The organism is Amycolatopsis sp., from assembly GCF_025464955.1.
Lineage (GTDB): Bacteria > Actinomycetota > Actinomycetes > Mycobacteriales > Pseudonocardiaceae > Amycolatopsis.
Map to the genome: position 1 here is coordinate 77,218 of NZ_JAODNM010000023.1, position 13,971 is coordinate 91,188.

Below are 13,971 nucleotides of genomic sequence, written 5' to 3' on the forward strand. Positions count from 1 at the left end.
TCCACCGGGGTCCGCCATAATCATCAGCGATGCACAGGTTCGGCTCAGGAACTTCTCAGGACCAACGCGCATGGTGGTGTCATGACCGAGAACGACCCAGGTGCTCCCGGAAACAGCGGTGCGGAACCGTCGCCGTCGACCGGTGAGCAGGCAGGATGGTCCCAGTCCGCACACGGTGAGATCGGGCAGGGCACGCCGTCATCGGCGGCCGGCCCGAGTTATCCCGCGGAACAGGGCTACCAGGCCGCGCAGCCGCACCAGGCCGAACCGGCCTACCCGGCTTCGGAACAGCCGTACGCCGCGCCGAACCCCTGGTCCGCGCAGGCCCAGCAGCAGTCGACACCGCCTCCGGGCCAAGCAGGTCTGCTTTACGGCCAGCCGGTCCAGGCCGGGATCCACGGCGGCCAGCAGGGTCCGCCGACCGGTCCGCTGGGACCGCAGACCAACGTCTACACGGTTCCGCCTGAGCCCAGGCCCGCGCGCAACGGGTCCGCCAAGCTCGTCGTCGGAGTCGCGGTGCTCGCGCTCATCGTCGGCGGCGCGGCCGGCGGTCTCGGCGGCTACCTCGCGGGCGGTTCGAGCAACGGCACGGTCATCAACTCGCTCGACTCGCCGGCGTCCGCGCAGCAGACCGGCAACGCGCCGGCCGGTTCGGTCGAATCGGTCGCCCAGAAGCTTTCGCCCAGTGTGGTCGAGCTGCAGGTCAGCGGCGCCACCGAGTCCGGCGAAGGCTCCGGGTTCGTAATCAGCACCGATGGCTACATCATGACCAACAACCACGTGGTCGCGGTCGCCGCCGGCGGTGGCACGATCACCGCGGTCTTCCCCACCGGCCAGAAGGTCCCCGCGAAGGTCGTCGGGCGTGACCCGACAACCGACATCGCCGTGGTCAAGGTCGACGGGGTGTCCGGCCTGAAGCCGGTCGAACTCGGCCGCTCCGACAGCCTGAAGGTCGGGCAGCCGGTGGTCGCGATCGGTTCACCGTTCGACCTCGCCGGCACGGTCACCTCCGGCATCGTCAGTTCGCTCCACCGCCCCGTGCGGGCCGGCGGCGGCAACGGCGATCAGACGACCGTGATGGACGCCGTCCAGACCGACGCGGCGATCAACCCGGGCAACTCGGGCGGGCCGCTGGCGAATATGGCGGGTCAGGTGGTCGGGATGAACTCGGCGATCTACAGCCCGCAGTCGGCGTCGAGCCAGGGCGGGCAGTCCCAGGGCGGCAACGTCGGCATCGGTTTCTCGATCCCGATCGACCAGGCCAGCCGCACCGCCAACGACATCATCAAGACCGGCAAGGCGATCCAGACCTACATCGGGGCGGGCGTCAGCGACGCGCCACCGCCCGGCAGCCTCGGTCAGGGCGGCGGCCTGGGACAGCAGCAACAGCAGTCCGCGCAGCCCGGTTCCGATGGCGCGCTGCTCAGCAGCATCACCCCGGGCAGTCCGGCCGACAAAGCCGGACTCAAGGTCAACGACGTGGTCGTCAAGCTCGACAACCTGGCCATCCCCAACTCGGACGCACTCGTCGCCGCCATCCGCACCAGGGCGCCCAGCGAGCAGGTCAAGCTGACCTTGTCCGACAACCGGGTTGTCACAGTCACCCTCGGCGGACAGCCGGTCACTCCGAACTGACCCGCCTCAAAGACGCTCGGCCGCCCAGGGCGGCCGAGACCAACCCCGGCTCGTCGTCCCCTTCGAGCCGGATCCTGGCCACGCGCGCCCGGTCTCCCCCTCTCCGGTCGCGCGTGGTCTTTTTCTGCCCTTGGCTCGTGAGTGTTCCGGCTGGTTCTCAGCGGCCGGAACACTCACGAGCGCTACGAGTGGACGAGCTCGGCGAACCAGCGGTGGCCTCGGTGTGCGGTCCACTTGACGCGCAGGGCGGCCTGTTCGGCGATGTCGGCGATGGCGTCCACCCCGACCCACGCCCAGGTGAACCACGACCCGGGGGAGTCGTCGTGCAGGTGGGAGCGCACCTGCACCTGCTCGTACCGGAGCCCGCTGCCGGGCGGTTCCAGCTCGACCAGCGCGCTGCCGTCGCTCGCGATCAGCTCCCGAACCCGCCGCAGCAGCTTCACCGGGTCGCCGCCGATGCCGATGTTGCCGTCGGCCAGCAGCGCGTGCTGCCAGCGCGACTCGCCGGGCAGCCGCTCGAAGACGTCGCGGCGCAGGGCGATCGCGCCGCGTTGCCGGCTGAGTCGCACTGCGGTCGTCGAGCTGTCGATGCCGAGTGAGACCACGCCGCGTTCGGTCAGCGCCGCGGCGAGCCTGCCGGGGCCGCAGCCGATGTCGAGCGTCGGCCCGCCGCATGGCGCGAGCAGCAGCTCGTCGCCTTCGCGGCACCCTTCGGTCCAGCGTTCGACGGCGAGTTCGATGCGGTCGCCGTTCGCCAGCTCCAGCCAGCACCGGTGGCCGAGCAGTCCGGTGTCGAACTCGTTGCCACGACTCACTGAAACGGTCATGACGCGCCTTCCTGCCCGCGCACCGCGGCGACGGCGGTGGCGAACCGGCCACCGGGACGGAGCTTGGCGACCTGACACGCATCGGCCATCGTGTCCACATCGGACAGAACCGTGAGGTGTCGTACGAACAGCCCGGCCGCCGTCAGCGCGCGGACGGTCAGTTCGCCGGTGTCGTCGGTCGACATCGGGACATCTACGAGCACTCGGGCTTGCCGGGGGTCGCGCAGCCCGAGTGCCCACCAGCCACCGTCGGCGGCCGGGCCGAGCACGGCTTCCTCGCGCGCGAGCGAATCCGCGGCCGCGGCAAGGATCTCGGGGGTGAGCTGTGGGGTGTCCATGCCGATCTGCACCACCGGCAGCCCGGGGTGAGCGGCGGCGGTGTCCGCGTGCGCGTTGGCCAATTTTGCCGCGAAGTCGTTGCCCCGCTGGGGAAACACGGTGGTGAGCTGCAAAGCCTCGCTGATTTCGGTGCTGCGTGCGGCAGCCGAGAGGTCGCCGGTCATCGCGACCATCGGGATCGCACCCGGCGTCGCGAGCACGGCGTCGAGCGTGTCCAACAAGGCGGACGCGGCGATCTCGGCGGCCTGGGCGCCGGTCGCGGGCGGGCAGAGCCGGGTCTTCGCGAACCCGGGCACCGGTGCCTTCGCGACGACCAGCAGGCAGAAGGCGGCGGTCATCGCGCCATCACCCGGCCCATGTCGCGCACGGCCCGCGCGGTGCCCCGCAGGGAACCGGACACCTTCGACTTCGTTCCCTTTGCGCGTTCGCCATAGAAGACGTCGAGTTCGCGCACGTCCCATCCCGCGCGCTGCGCTTTGATCAGCAGTTCCAGCGGATAGCCGAACGCCCGATCCGTGATCCCGAGGTCCAGCAACGCCGTGCGGCGCACCGCGCGCATCGGCGCGATGTCGCGGACGGGCAGCCCGCGACGCCGGAGGAGGTACGACAGGATCCTGTTTCCCAGCTTGGCATGCCAAGGCCAGACCCCGGGGCCGGTAGGCACCCGGCGCCCCACCACGAGGTCGGCGCCCGTGTCCCGCAAGGTGTCCACCAGCCGGGGAAGTTCGGCGAGATCCAAAGACCCGTCGGCGTCGCAGAAACACACGACGTCGGCTGTCGCGCCTTCGAGTCCGGTGTGCACGGCCGCGCCATAGCCGCGGCGCGGTTCGTGGAGGACTTTGGCGCCGAGGGACGCGGCGATCTCCGGCGACCCGTCGACGGATCCGTTGTCGACCACGATCGCGCGGTACAGCGGCGGGAGGGCGTTCAGCACGAGGGGGAGCGCGCCGGCCTCATCGAGGCACGGGAGCACGACGTCTACGGTTGTATCTTGATCCACACGCCCAAGGTAGATCCATCTTGGACAGTGTGAAACCCTTGTGTAGCTTACAAAACGCTGACGTTGACCGAATGGGTGAAGAGTTCTTACCAAGTCATGACGGTCCCGTCGTAGAGCCGACGCGATGTGGCCGGCAGCGTTAAAGTGCGCGTGATGAGCGAGTCGACTTCCGCCGCCCGGCTCGCCGAGCCGTCCGGACCCGTACCCGCCGCCGAACCTCCGGAGCGGCGGCGGTACCGAGGCGACCTGATCGCGGTCGGCGCCGCCGTGGTGCTGGTGGCCGTGGCGGTGGCGGTGGGCATCTACTACAACCGCCCGAACTCCGGCGTGATCATCTGGGCGCAGTCGGCGCCCGTCTACGGCACCTGGCTTCCCCATGTCGGTTCCGGCTCGGCGTTCGCCGTCTTGACCGCACTGGCCGTGATCACCTGGGGCCCCGCGCTCGCCGCCCGACTGCCGTGGCGGCGTTTGCTCGTCGTGGGCTACGCCGCGTCGCTGTGCTGGACGATGTCGCTCGCCCTGATCGACGGCTGGACGCGCGGTTTCACCGGCCGCATCACCACCGACTACGAGTACCTGCACGAGGTGCCCGGGATCACCGACATCCCGTACATGCTGAGGACGTTCTCCTCGCGCATCCTCGACTTCCAGCCGCACTCCTGGACCACGCACGTGTCCGGGCACCCGCCGGGCATCACGCTGCTGTTCGTTTGGCTCGACCGCATCGGGCTGGGCGGCGGTGCGTGGGCGTCGACGGCGTGTGTGGTTTTCGGCTGTTTGATCGTGGTCGCGGTCCCGGCGACGTTGTCCTTGCTGGGCAGGCGGGAAGCCGCCCGCGCGATGCTGCCGTTCGCCGTCCTGACGCCGGGCGCGATCTGGATCGGTGCCTCGGCCGACGCCCTGTTCGCCGGCTGGACGTCGACGGGGATCGCACTGCTGGCACTCGCGGCGCACGGGTTCACCACGCGACGTCGTTACGCCTGGCCCGTCGCGCTGCTCTCCGGCCTGGTGCTCGGCTACGGCGTCTACCTCTCGTACGGCCTGTTCCTGCTCGGCCTTGTCGCGCTGGCCGTCGTGTTCCTGGGGCGGCAGTGGCGCGTGTTGGCGGGAGCCGTGGCCGGCGCACTCGTCGTCGTCGCGGTGTTCACGCTCGCCGGGTTCTGGTGGGTCGACGGTTATCACCTGCTCGTCCAGCGCTACTACCAGGGCATCGCGGCGGCACGGCCCTACTCCTACTGGGTCTGGGCCGACCTGGCCGTGACCGCCATCGCCGTCGGACCAGCCGTCGTCGCGGGCACGCGGCGGGCCGTGGCCGACACGTTCCTGACCAGGCAGTGGCGGCGTAGCGTGACTTGGGAGCCGGTGCTGATCATCGTCTTCGCCGCGCTGCTCACGATCGTGTTCGCGGACCTTTCGGGGCTGTCGAAGGCCGAGGTCGAACGCATTTGGCTACCGTTCGCGGTGTGGCTGCTGCCCGGTACGTCGCTGCTTCCGCCGGTCAGCCGCCGTTGGTGGCTGGCGAGTCAGGCGCTGGTCGCGCTACTGGTCAACCATTTGATTCTGACAGTCTGGTGAAGGTGGACGGTGTGAGCGAGCAAAGCGGCCGGATCCTGGTGGTCGACGACGACGAAACGGTTCGCGACGTGGTCCGGCGGTATCTCGAACTCGCCGGCTTCACCGTCGACCTCGCCGGGGACGGCGCCGAGGGGCTGCGGGTGTTCGCCGAGCGGCCGCCGGACCTGGTCGTCCTCGACGTGATGATGCCCGGCATCAACGGGCTGGAAGTGTGCAAGCGGCTGCGGCAGGTCAGCCAGGTGCCGATCGTGATGCTGACCGCGCTCGGCGAGGAGGAGAACCGCATCGCCGGGCTCCAGCTCGGCGCCGACGACTACGTCACCAAACCGTTCAGCCCCAAGGAACTCGCGTTGCGAGTCACCTCGGTGCTTCGGCGCGCGCGGATGCCCAACCAAGCTCCCGCGGCGGCGGAGCTGACCGATGGCAACCTGACGTTGCAGCTGGGTGCGCGGCAGGCGAGCCTGAGTGGTTCGGAACTTCCGTTGACCACCAGGGAATTCGATCTGCTCGCGTTCTTCCTCGGCCATCCCGGCAAGGCTTTCTCTCGGGCGGATCTGCTGGAAAAGGTGTGGGGCTGGGACTTCGGCGACCAGTCCACGGTGACTGTCCACGTGCGACGGTTGCGGGAGAAGATCGAGCGCGACCCGGCGAAACCGGCTCGGGTGGCGACCGTGTGGGGCGTCGGGTACCGGTACGACAGGGGGCAGTCATGATCGATCCCAGTGAGCCGTTCGATCAGGTGATCGCGCACGCGCTGGCGATTCTGCCGCTGGTACTGCTGTTCGCTCTGCCGGTCGCGGGGCTCGGCGCGCTGGTCCTGTACCGGCTGCGGCGGGGTTCGCTTGCGAGCACGTTGACCGTTCTGGTGCTGACGCCGGTCATCGCGACGCTGGCCGGCGTCGTCGGCGTCAGCGGGTTCATGTTCACCCCGGCGCTGACCACGATGTTGTACGTCTGCGTGCTTGTCGCGGTGATCACCATGCCGATGGCGTTCTTGCTCGGCCGGGCGATCGCGCGGCGAAGTGTGTGGGAGCGCGAAGCGCGCAACCGGGAGCGCACGGCCGAAGCGTCACGACGTGAGCTGGTCGCGTGGATCAGCCACGACCTGCGCAGCCCGCTCGCGGGTATCCGGGCGATGGCCGAGGCGCTGGCCGACGGGGTCGTGTCGGAGCGATCCGAGGTCGCGGACTACGCCCAGCGGATCAGCGGCGAGACGACCAGGCTGTCCGCCATGGTCGGGGACCTCTTCGAGCTCTCCAGGATCACCGCCGGGGCGTTGCGGCTCACGATGTCCGCGGTCCCGCTGCGTGACGTTGTCAGCGACGCTGTGGCCGCACAAGCCCCGGTGGCGCAGGAAAAGATGGTGAAGGTACTGGCGACGGCCGAGTCGTGGCCGGTGGTGTCCGGCAGCGACCCGGAGTTGGCGAGGATCGTCCGGAACCTGGTCTCCAACGCCATCCGGCACACCCCGCCCGACGGTACGGTCGCGGTCCAGATCGGCGTCGACGGCCAAGACGCGCTGATCTCCGTTGACGACTCGTGCGGTGGCATCCCCGACGACGAGATCGGCCGGGTCTTCGACGTCGCGTTCCGGGGCACACAGGCCCGCACCCCGGAGCGGGGCGGCAACACCACCGGCGGTGGCCTCGGCCTGGCGATCGCCAAGGGGCTTGTCGAGGCTCACAGCGGTCGTATCGGGGTCCAGAACCACGGCCCGGGCTGCCGCTTCGAGGTCCGCCTTCCGCTGGCGATGCCCTGACGTTCCCTACGGGGTGACGGGGGCGCGGAGTTCGGCTGTCGCGAAGGCCGTGATCCCGTCGGCGAAGCCGGTCTCAGCAGTGAAGCCGAGCAGTCGCTTGGCGCGCGCCGGGTCAGCGACAACGTGACGTACGTCGGCTGGCCTCGCGCCGCCGACGATCACCGGTTTGGGGCCGTCGCAGGCACGCGCCAGCTCTTCGGCGAGTTCGCCCACGGTGTGCGGCTGCCCGGAGCACACGTTCAGCGGCACCAGTTCGCCCAGTGGGCCGTCGGTGCGCAACGCGAGGACGTTGGCCCGCGCGACATCGTGGACGTGCACGAAGTCCCGCTGCTGGCCGCCATCCTCGAGCACGGTCGGCGCTTCACCACGGAGCAATGCCGACCTGAACAGCGACGCCACGCCCGCGTAGGGCGTGTTCTGGGGCATCCGCGGGCCGTAGACGTTGTGGTAGCGCATCGCCCACACCGTCCCGCCCGTCTGCCTCGCCCACGCGCCCGCCAGATGCTCCTGGGCGAGCTTCGTCGCCGCGTAGGTGCTGCGAGGCTGCAAGGGAGCGTCCTCGGGCACGAGCTGCCACTGGAGATCGCGGCCGCACTGCCCGCATGGTGGTTCGAACCGTCCCGCGTCCACGTCGGCTTGGCTCCGCGCCGCGGGAGGCACGACACCGTGCTCCTCGCAGCTGTAGCGACCTTCGCCGTAGACGACCATCGAGGATGCCAAGACGAGCTTGTGCACCCCAGCCGCATGCATGCCAGCCAGCAGGACGGCGGTGGCGTAGTCGTTGTGCAGCGCGTACGACGGCGCGTCGGACGGGTCGATGCCGTGGCCGACGACGGCGGACTGGTGGCACACGGCGTCGACATCGCGCAGCAGCTCGCCGATCAGCTCGACGTCGGCTACGTCGCCACGCAGGAACCGGTGGCGCTTGGTGTAGCCGGGTGGGACGGGGGAACCGTGAGCGGTGGACAGCAGGTTGTCCAGCACGACGACGTCGTCGCCGGAATCGGCCAACAGGTCGGCGATATGGGAACCGATGAACCCGGCTCCGCCGGTTACTAGGACTCGCACGCCGGTGACGTTAGGCGTGATCCGCGGGGCCTGCCGGGCGTGCGGGGGACCTGTCACGGAATCGTCAGAACTCTCGTCAGAACTCTGGGTGGGGATCGCCGTCTGATTGGTCACGGCCACCTCGCCCCCGCCGCCGGTGATCACCGACTACGGTGGGTGTCATGGAACGCAGTGCACAACGGCTGGGACGCGCCCTCGTGGTGATCGTGGACGACCGGGTTGCCCACGGTGAGCATGAAGACACGGCCGGCCCGCTGGTCACGGAGCTGCTCGAAGAGACGGGCTTCATCGTGGACGGCGTGGTGGTGGTCGGCGCCGAGACAGCGGCGATCCGCAACGCCCTGAACACCGCGGTGATCGGCGGCGCCGACCTGGTGATCACGGTCGGCGGAACGGGGGTCGCCCCGCGCGACAACACCCCCGACGCCACGATCGGTGTTCTCGACCGGCCCATCCCGGGCATCGGTGAGGCCTTGCGCGCCTCCGGGCTCGCCGCGGGCGCGGTAGACGCCGGGATCTCGCGCGGGCTCGTCGGGATCTCCGGCAGCACCCTCGTGGTCAACCTGGCCGGCTCCCGCGCCGCGATCCGCGACGGCATGGCCACCTTGTCCGCCCTGGTGCCGCACGTGATCGACGAGCTTTCAGGCCTCGCCGAAGCCTGAGCCGAGGCTCACTCGCGGGGCTTGCGTCCCAGCACGCCCTCGACCTTCTCCGTGACGCTGCCGATGGCGTCCTCGAAGCGTCCGCCGGTCACTTTGTTGGCGCCGGCGGACGCCATGTGCATGCCCTGAACCGTGAGGTCCTTCGCCTTCCCGGCAAGCGGGCCTGCCGTGCTCTTGGCTGTGTTCGTGGCGCCTTTGGCGATGTCCAAAACCTTGCCGAACAGGCTCATGGCCGTACCTTCTGCTGGTGTCGTTCCGAGCCCACATGGTCCCACCGCGCCCGGGGGCGCGCGACCGGTGAGACCATGGGGCCATGGCAGAAGAGCGGGACGAACCCGCACGTCAACCGACCCGTCGCAAGGTCGACGAGGTTTTCGGTGAGGTGCTGCCGGACACCACGGCCGACGAGCGCGACGTCGAATCCGCTCGTGGCGACAGTGACTCCTGGTACCTCGAGAACCGACCGCCCCACCACGACCGGTAGTCGTGCTTAGTCCTTGTTCTGCTGCTGCGCACTGAGCAGGTCGCGGATCTCCTTCAGTAGTTCGATGTCGGTCGGCTCGGCGGGGCCGGCTTCCTGGCCACGCTTGCGCCGCTCCTGGATGTGCTTCACCGGCAGCACGATGGCGAAGTAGACAACGGCGGCAACGATGACGAAGTTGATCGCCGCGTTGATCACCCCGCCGACGTCCATGAACGTCGCCGGGCTGCTGTTGATCTTGAAACCGAGGCCCTGCGCGGCATCCGAGCCACCGAGCGCGCTGATCAGCGGCTTGATCAGCCCGGTGGTGAACGCGGTGACGATCGTGGTGAACGCGGCGCCGATGACCACGGCGACGGCGAGGTCGACGACGTTTCCGCGCAGCAGGAAGTCTTTGAAGCCCTTGAACATGGTGAACTCCTAGCGAATCGGGTCAGCGGAGAGTAACCGCTACCGGTCCGTCCAGCGACAACCCCGCCACCCTGTTCGCGTCCTCGGCAGGCAGCTCCAGCAACACCAGCCGGCCCTTGCTCGACGACCCGGGTCCGTCACGGGGCTCGGCGTCGTCGGCGGTCACCGCCGCGACCGTGGCCAGTCTGGCCAGCACCGCATGGTTTCCCTCATCGCCCGCGACGACGTCCACGCGGGATCCCGGGCGCAGCAACGCGCCGACGGCCGCGTCGGCCAGCCGCACCGGGACGATCGAGCGGCCCGGATCACCCGTTGCGGGGATGCCTGGGGACGGGTCGACGAGCCGGGCGTCCGTGATCGGCTCGCCCGAATGGGCGGCCCCGGCCAGCACTCGGCCCACGGCGGCCTCTGGTGCGGCAAGAGAACCGGTCGCACGGACTTTGTCGGGCATCGATACGACCCGGATGTCAGCTGCGTTGAGCACGCTTCCTGCTGCGATGTCGTGTGCCGAGACCACAGTCGGGCTGCTCGGTGGACCGGCTGCCGCCGCCGGTTGCAAGGCGACGACCCCGGCCAGGAGGAAGAGCGCGGCAGCTAACGCACGACGCGCGAGAATGATCGGGCGGCCTCGAGTACGTCGGCGGAACCTGGTCCACCGAGCCGAAAAAGCCGAGATAACCGAAGCCGAGCTGTCCACTGTGGCCCCCCACGATTCGATCGGGCGGGGACGCTTGAACCCCCGCTGCGATCGACGTTAGGGACCGCCGCGCGGGGGTGGAAGGGGCAAAACCTCAGACTGTGGATAACCCGGGTGCTGTGGACAACTTGCCCGTCAGGGGGCCGCGGTCGCTGTTTTTGTCGTACCCGAGGAGGAGGATGAAGAGTTTGCGCTCGAGCCCGACGAAGAGGACGAGGAGGTCGACTTCGAGTCCGAACCCGACGCGGAACTGCTCGAGGACGACTCGGACTTCGCACTGCTTTCGCCCGAGGACTTCGTCTCACTCGTAGCCGTGGTGCCTGCCGGAATCGTGCTGCTGGCCGACTTCGAGTCCGACCGGGAGTCGTTGCGGTAGAAGCCGCTGCCCTTGAAGATCACGCCGACCGACCCGAAGAGCTTGCGCAGCGTGCCCGAGCACACCGGGCAAACGGTGAGGCTCGCATCGGAGAACGACTGAACCGTCTCGAAACGGTGGCCGCAGTCCTTGCAGGCGTACTGGTAGGTGGGCACAGCTGCTCCTTCGACGTTGGCACTCGATCGACAAGAGTGCTAGCGCTAAACGGTACCTGCGTATTCCCAAGCAGGTCAAAGGGGGCTTCTACGTTCTTCGTCACGCCGACGGCGTCGTGCCTGCTCCGATGACATGACCGACGCGGCACCTTGCCTGGCAATGTGAGATGGCTCACTATCAGCGAATAGATAGATCGACAAATCCGCCCGACGGGGTCACCGCGCCGGTCATCCGGACGTCGTGGGCTTCTGTCGGCAGTTCGTCCACCAGCTCGCTGTCCCGGACGAGAGCGATCCGTGCGGCCGAAGGCGCGGCCAGGATCAGTGTCCGGTCGTAGAAACCTGCCCCGCGGCCGAGACGTCCGCCCGAGCGATCCACGGCGAGCGCGGGCACCAGAATCAGCTCGGCCGAGCTGATCGCGTCGACGCCCAAGCGCGGTCCATCCGGTTCCGAAACCCCGCGTAAACGCCCTGCGACCAGGCTCGATGCACCCTGATAGGTCGCCCAGTCCAGTGGGCCGGGGGCCGACGGGATCACCGGCAGCAGGACCACGGAGCCGCGGGCGACCAGCGCGTCGAGGGTGGCCACGGACCCCGGCTCGGTGCCGAACGGCAGGTACGCGCACACCGTTCGGCCGACGAGTTCGGCCACCGTCGCGGCCAGCGCGAACGCCTCCCTTTGACGCTGCCCCGCGGTGACGGACGCTCGCTCGGCGGCCACGCGGGCGCGCCACTCGGTCTTGCTTGGCAGCTCATTGCCCGGTCCATGCACCTGGCCAGGTTAGGCTTTGCGCCCATGACGGGCGCCTCAGCACACAAGACGTTCCGAACCGCTATCGTGCCGGCCGCTGGCCTCGGCACCCGGTTCCTGCCGACGACCAAAGCCGTGCCCAAGGAGTTGCTCCCCGTCGTGGATACGCCGGGTATCGAGCTGGTGGCCAGCGAAGCGGCGCAGGCGGGCGCGGAGCGGCTGATCATTGTCACCTCGCCGGGCAAGGAATCGGTCGTCAACTACTTCCAGCCGCAGCCCGAGCTCGAGGCCGCCCTCGAACGCAAGGGCAAGACCGAGCTGCTCGAAAAGGTGCGTCGTGGTCCGGGGCTGCTCGCCGTCGAGGTCGCCATCCAGAAAGAGGCGCTCGGGCTCGGGCACGCCGTGGCGCAGGCCGAAGACAACCTGACCGACGAGGACGAAGCCGTCGCCGTGCTGCTGCCCGACGACCTGGTGCTGCCGGCGGGGGTGCTCGACCGCATGGCCGCGGTGCGCCGGGAGTACGGCGGAAGCGTGCTGTGCGCGTTCGACATCCCGAAGGCGGAGATCTCGCCCTACGGCGTCTTCGACGTGTCCGACACGACCGACGAAGACGTCAAACAGGTGCACGGCATGGTGGAGAAGCCGGCGCCCGAGGACGCGCCGTCGACGTACGCGGCGGCTGGGCGATATCTCCTCGATCGGGCGATCTTCGACGCGCTGCGGCGGATCACCCCGGGTTCGGGTGGTGAACTGCAGCTCACGGACGCGGTAGCGCTGCTCATCGCCGAAGGTCATCCCGTGCACATCGTGATCCACCGCGGCGGCAGGCACGACCTGGGTAACCCGGGCGGGTTCATTCGCGCTGCCGTCGACTACACGTTGAAGCACCCTGAGTACGGGCCGTCCTTCCGTGCCTGGTTGACAGAACGAATCGAGACCACCGAGTCATGACCGAACCCCTCGACACGACCCCACTGGGAGACGAAGCCGACCCCGAAGCGACGGCCGAGTTCCGTTCCGTCGACGAGCAGATCGCGCTCACATTGGACGCCGCGGTCCGGCCGCAGCCGGTGCGGGTCGCGATTTCGGAGGCCCAAGGTCTTCTGTGCGCCGAAGAGGTCGTCGCCGAGCACGCACTTCCAGGGTTCGACCAGGCGGCCGTCGACGGCTACGCGGTGCGCAGCGTCGACGTGCGCACCGCGGGCCAGGAGCCCGTGCAGCTGCCGGTCGTCGGCGAGATCGCGGCCGGTTCGCGCCAGCCGCGGCGGTTGCAGCCGGGCCAGGCCGTCCGGGTCGACACCGGCGCGCCGATGCCGACGCTGGCCGACGCCGTCGTGCCCACCGCGTACACCGACGGCCACCAGGCCAGGGTGCTGGTGCACCGGTCGGTGCCGTCCGCGGGTTATGTCCGCCGGACCGGCGAGGACGTGCAGATCGGCGACGTCGCGGTCCGCAAGGGTGACACGATCGGCTCGGCGCAGGTGGGCCTGCTCGCCGCGGTCGGCCGGGCGAAGGTGCTGGTCTACCCCCGGCCGCGGGTGTCTATCGTGTCGGTCGGCGACGAACTGGTCGACATCGACCGGACACCGTCGGTCGGGCAGATCTACGACGTGAACTCGTATGCGCTGGCCGCCGCCGCGCGCGACGCCGGTGCCGAGGTCAGCCGTGTCGGGATCGTGTCGAGCGAGCCGAAGAGGCTGCGTGAGGTCGTCGAAGGACGGCTGCTGATGTCGGAGATCGTCGTCGTCGCGGGCGGTGCCGGCGGTTCCGCCGGGGACGAGGTCCACGCCGCGCTGTCCGACCTCGGCCGGATCGACATGACCAGGATCGCGATGCACCCCGGATCGGTGCAGGGCTTCGGGCGGCTCGGGCCGGATTCGGTGCCGACCTTCCTCATCCCCGGCAACCCGATGAGCGCGCTCGTGGTGTTCGAGGTGCTGGTCCGGCCGCTGATCAGGGCGGCCCGCGGCACCCGCAACCCGCACCGCCGGATCGTCGGTGCGCGACTGCTGTCGCCGATCACGTCGACCAAGGGGCGCAAGGGTTTCCTGCGCGGCCAGCTGCTGCGGGACGAAGGCAATGGCGAGTACCTCGTCCAACCGCTCGGCACGTCAGGCGCGCACCTGCTCGCGTCGCTGGCCGAGGCGAACTGCCTGGTCAACATCGACGAGGACCTCACCGAGGTGTCCGCGGGCGAGCAGGTGAAGGTCACGTTCCTTGCCCAGCGTGCGTAGC

The 13,971-nt window shown here is 69.3% G+C and carries 17 protein-coding genes; 8 read left to right on the top strand and 9 right to left on the bottom strand.

Going from position 1 to position 13,971, the window contains the following annotated elements; all coding sequences use genetic code 11:
• The first annotated feature begins 81 nt into the window (after positions 1–81).
• Positions 82–1,635 carry a trypsin-like peptidase domain-containing protein gene (locus JWQ81_RS03380; RefSeq protein ID WP_297537316.1) on the top strand — a complete coding sequence of 518 codons (1,554 nt, stop codon included), beginning with the start codon at positions 82–84 and terminating at the stop codon, positions 1,633–1,635.
• Positions 1,636–1,817: 182 nt separating this feature from the next.
• On the opposite strand, the gene JWQ81_RS03385 is transcribed toward JWQ81_RS03380, so the two are convergent.
• The 3 genes from JWQ81_RS03385 to JWQ81_RS03395 are packed head-to-tail and all read right to left on the bottom strand — an operon-like array spanning position 1,818 to position 3,801.
• Positions 1,818–2,462 (bottom strand): class I SAM-dependent methyltransferase, encoded by a 645-nt coding sequence (locus JWQ81_RS03385; protein WP_297537319.1) that lies wholly within the window; start codon positions 2,460–2,462, stop codon positions 1,818–1,820.
• On the bottom strand, positions 2,459–3,139 hold the full coding sequence (locus JWQ81_RS03390; protein WP_297537321.1) for a DUF2064 domain-containing protein: 681 nt from the start codon (positions 3,137–3,139) through the stop codon (positions 2,459–2,461). The genes JWQ81_RS03385 and JWQ81_RS03390 overlap by 4 nt, the downstream gene beginning before the upstream one ends.
• Positions 3,136–3,801 carry a glycosyltransferase family 2 protein gene (locus tag JWQ81_RS03395; protein ID WP_297537323.1) on the bottom strand — a complete coding sequence of 222 codons (666 nt, stop codon included), beginning with the start codon at positions 3,799–3,801 and terminating at the stop codon, positions 3,136–3,138. The genes JWQ81_RS03390 and JWQ81_RS03395 overlap by 4 nt, the downstream gene beginning before the upstream one ends.
• Positions 3,802–3,954: 153 nt before the next feature.
• On the opposite strand from JWQ81_RS03395, the gene JWQ81_RS03400 reads away from it, so the two are divergent.
• The 3 genes from JWQ81_RS03400 to JWQ81_RS03410 are packed head-to-tail and all read left to right on the top strand — an operon-like array spanning position 3,955 to position 7,135.
• Positions 3,955–5,376 (top strand): hypothetical protein, encoded by a 1,422-nt coding sequence (locus JWQ81_RS03400; protein ID WP_297537325.1) that lies wholly within the window; start codon positions 3,955–3,957, stop codon positions 5,374–5,376.
• A gap of 11 nt (positions 5,377–5,387) precedes the next feature.
• On the top strand, positions 5,388–6,089 hold the full coding sequence (locus JWQ81_RS03405; protein WP_297537327.1) for a response regulator transcription factor: 702 nt from the start codon (positions 5,388–5,390) through the stop codon (positions 6,087–6,089).
• Positions 6,086–7,135, top strand: a complete 1,050-nt coding sequence (locus JWQ81_RS03410) for a HAMP domain-containing sensor histidine kinase (RefSeq protein ID WP_297537329.1) — start codon at positions 6,086–6,088, stop codon at positions 7,133–7,135. Before JWQ81_RS03405 ends, JWQ81_RS03410 begins: the two co-directional genes overlap by 4 nt.
• Positions 7,136–7,141: 6 nt before the next feature.
• Here the strand turns inward: JWQ81_RS03410 and JWQ81_RS03415 are convergent, their stop codons facing one another.
• The gene (locus JWQ81_RS03415) at positions 7,142–8,203 is read right to left on the bottom strand and encodes an NAD-dependent epimerase/dehydratase family protein (RefSeq protein WP_297537331.1); all 1,062 of its coding nucleotides are present in this window, start codon (positions 8,201–8,203) and stop codon (positions 7,142–7,144) included.
• 161 nt (positions 8,204–8,364) lie between these two features.
• On the opposite strand from JWQ81_RS03415, the gene JWQ81_RS03420 reads away from it, so the two are divergent.
• Positions 8,365–8,865: a MogA/MoaB family molybdenum cofactor biosynthesis protein gene (locus tag JWQ81_RS03420; RefSeq protein WP_297537333.1), complete on the top strand. Its 501-nt coding sequence runs from the start codon at positions 8,365–8,367 to the stop codon at positions 8,863–8,865.
• Between the two features lie 8 nt (positions 8,866–8,873).
• Here JWQ81_RS03420 and JWQ81_RS03425 read toward each other — a convergent pair whose 3' ends face one another.
• A complete protein-coding gene (locus tag JWQ81_RS03425; RefSeq protein WP_297537335.1) occupies positions 8,874–9,095 on the bottom strand; it encodes a hypothetical protein in 222 nt (73 codons plus the stop codon).
• Between the two features lie 83 nt (positions 9,096–9,178).
• Between JWQ81_RS03425 and JWQ81_RS03430 the strand changes: the two genes are divergently transcribed.
• Complete coding sequence (locus tag JWQ81_RS03430; RefSeq protein WP_297537337.1) at positions 9,179–9,349, top strand: hypothetical protein; 171 nt, start codon at positions 9,179–9,181, stop codon at positions 9,347–9,349.
• 6 nt (positions 9,350–9,355) lie between these two features.
• Here JWQ81_RS03430 and mscL read toward each other — a convergent pair whose 3' ends face one another.
• The 4 genes from mscL to JWQ81_RS03450 all read right to left on the bottom strand — a co-directional run bounded on the left by mscL (position 9,356) and on the right by JWQ81_RS03450 (position 11,757).
• Positions 9,356–9,757 carry a large conductance mechanosensitive channel protein MscL gene (gene mscL / locus JWQ81_RS03435; protein ID WP_297537340.1) on the bottom strand — a complete coding sequence of 134 codons (402 nt, stop codon included), beginning with the start codon at positions 9,755–9,757 and terminating at the stop codon, positions 9,356–9,358.
• 22 nt (positions 9,758–9,779) lie between these two features.
• The gene (locus JWQ81_RS03440) at positions 9,780–10,454 is read right to left on the bottom strand and encodes an SAF domain-containing protein (RefSeq protein ID WP_366942248.1); all 675 of its coding nucleotides are present in this window, start codon (positions 10,452–10,454) and stop codon (positions 9,780–9,782) included.
• A 135-nt stretch (positions 10,455–10,589) separates the two neighbouring features.
• A complete protein-coding gene (locus JWQ81_RS03445; RefSeq protein WP_297537344.1) occupies positions 10,590–10,985 on the bottom strand; it encodes an FmdB family zinc ribbon protein in 396 nt (131 codons plus the stop codon).
• 178 nt (positions 10,986–11,163) lie between these two features.
• Entirely contained in the window at positions 11,164–11,757 is a 594-nt protein-coding gene (locus JWQ81_RS03450) for a 5-formyltetrahydrofolate cyclo-ligase (RefSeq protein WP_297537345.1), read from the bottom strand.
• A gap of 24 nt (positions 11,758–11,781) precedes the next feature.
• Between JWQ81_RS03450 and JWQ81_RS03455 the strand changes: the two genes are divergently transcribed.
• Both JWQ81_RS03455 and glp read left to right on the top strand, forming a co-directional pair.
• The gene (locus JWQ81_RS03455) at positions 11,782–12,687 is read left to right on the top strand and encodes a UTP--glucose-1-phosphate uridylyltransferase (RefSeq protein WP_297537348.1); all 906 of its coding nucleotides are present in this window, start codon (positions 11,782–11,784) and stop codon (positions 12,685–12,687) included.
• Positions 12,684–13,970 carry a gephyrin-like molybdotransferase Glp gene (glp, locus tag JWQ81_RS03460; RefSeq protein WP_297537350.1) on the top strand — a complete coding sequence of 429 codons (1,287 nt, stop codon included), beginning with the start codon at positions 12,684–12,686 and terminating at the stop codon, positions 13,968–13,970. The genes JWQ81_RS03455 and glp overlap by 4 nt, the downstream gene beginning before the upstream one ends.
• Position 13,971: the final 1 nt, after the last annotated feature.

Bases quoted from the DNA above. Each gene is read 5' to 3' on its own strand.
- JWQ81_RS03380 (WP_297537316.1), top strand. From the start codon at position 82: ATGACCGAGAACGACCCAGGTGCTCCCGGAAACAGCGGTGCGGAACCG.
- JWQ81_RS03385 (WP_297537319.1), bottom strand. From the start codon at position 2,462: ATGACCGTTTCAGTGAGTCGTGGCAACGAGTTCGACACCGGACTGCTC.
- JWQ81_RS03390 (WP_297537321.1), bottom strand. From the start codon at position 3,139: ATGACCGCCGCCTTCTGCCTGCTGGTCGTCGCGAAGGCACCGGTGCCC.
- JWQ81_RS03400 (WP_297537325.1), top strand. From the start codon at position 3,955: ATGAGCGAGTCGACTTCCGCCGCCCGGCTCGCCGAGCCGTCCGGACCC.
- JWQ81_RS03410 (WP_297537329.1), top strand. From the start codon at position 6,086: ATGATCGATCCCAGTGAGCCGTTCGATCAGGTGATCGCGCACGCGCTG.
- JWQ81_RS03420 (WP_297537333.1), top strand. From the start codon at position 8,365: ATGGAACGCAGTGCACAACGGCTGGGACGCGCCCTCGTGGTGATCGTG.
- JWQ81_RS03425 (WP_297537335.1), bottom strand. From the start codon at position 9,095: ATGAGCCTGTTCGGCAAGGTTTTGGACATCGCCAAAGGCGCCACGAAC.
- JWQ81_RS03430 (WP_297537337.1), top strand. From the start codon at position 9,179: ATGGCAGAAGAGCGGGACGAACCCGCACGTCAACCGACCCGTCGCAAG.
- mscL (WP_297537340.1), bottom strand. From the start codon at position 9,757: ATGTTCAAGGGCTTCAAAGACTTCCTGCTGCGCGGAAACGTCGTCGAC.
- JWQ81_RS03455 (WP_297537348.1), top strand. From the start codon at position 11,782: ATGACGGGCGCCTCAGCACACAAGACGTTCCGAACCGCTATCGTGCCG.
- glp (WP_297537350.1), top strand. From the start codon at position 12,684: ATGACCGAACCCCTCGACACGACCCCACTGGGAGACGAAGCCGACCCC.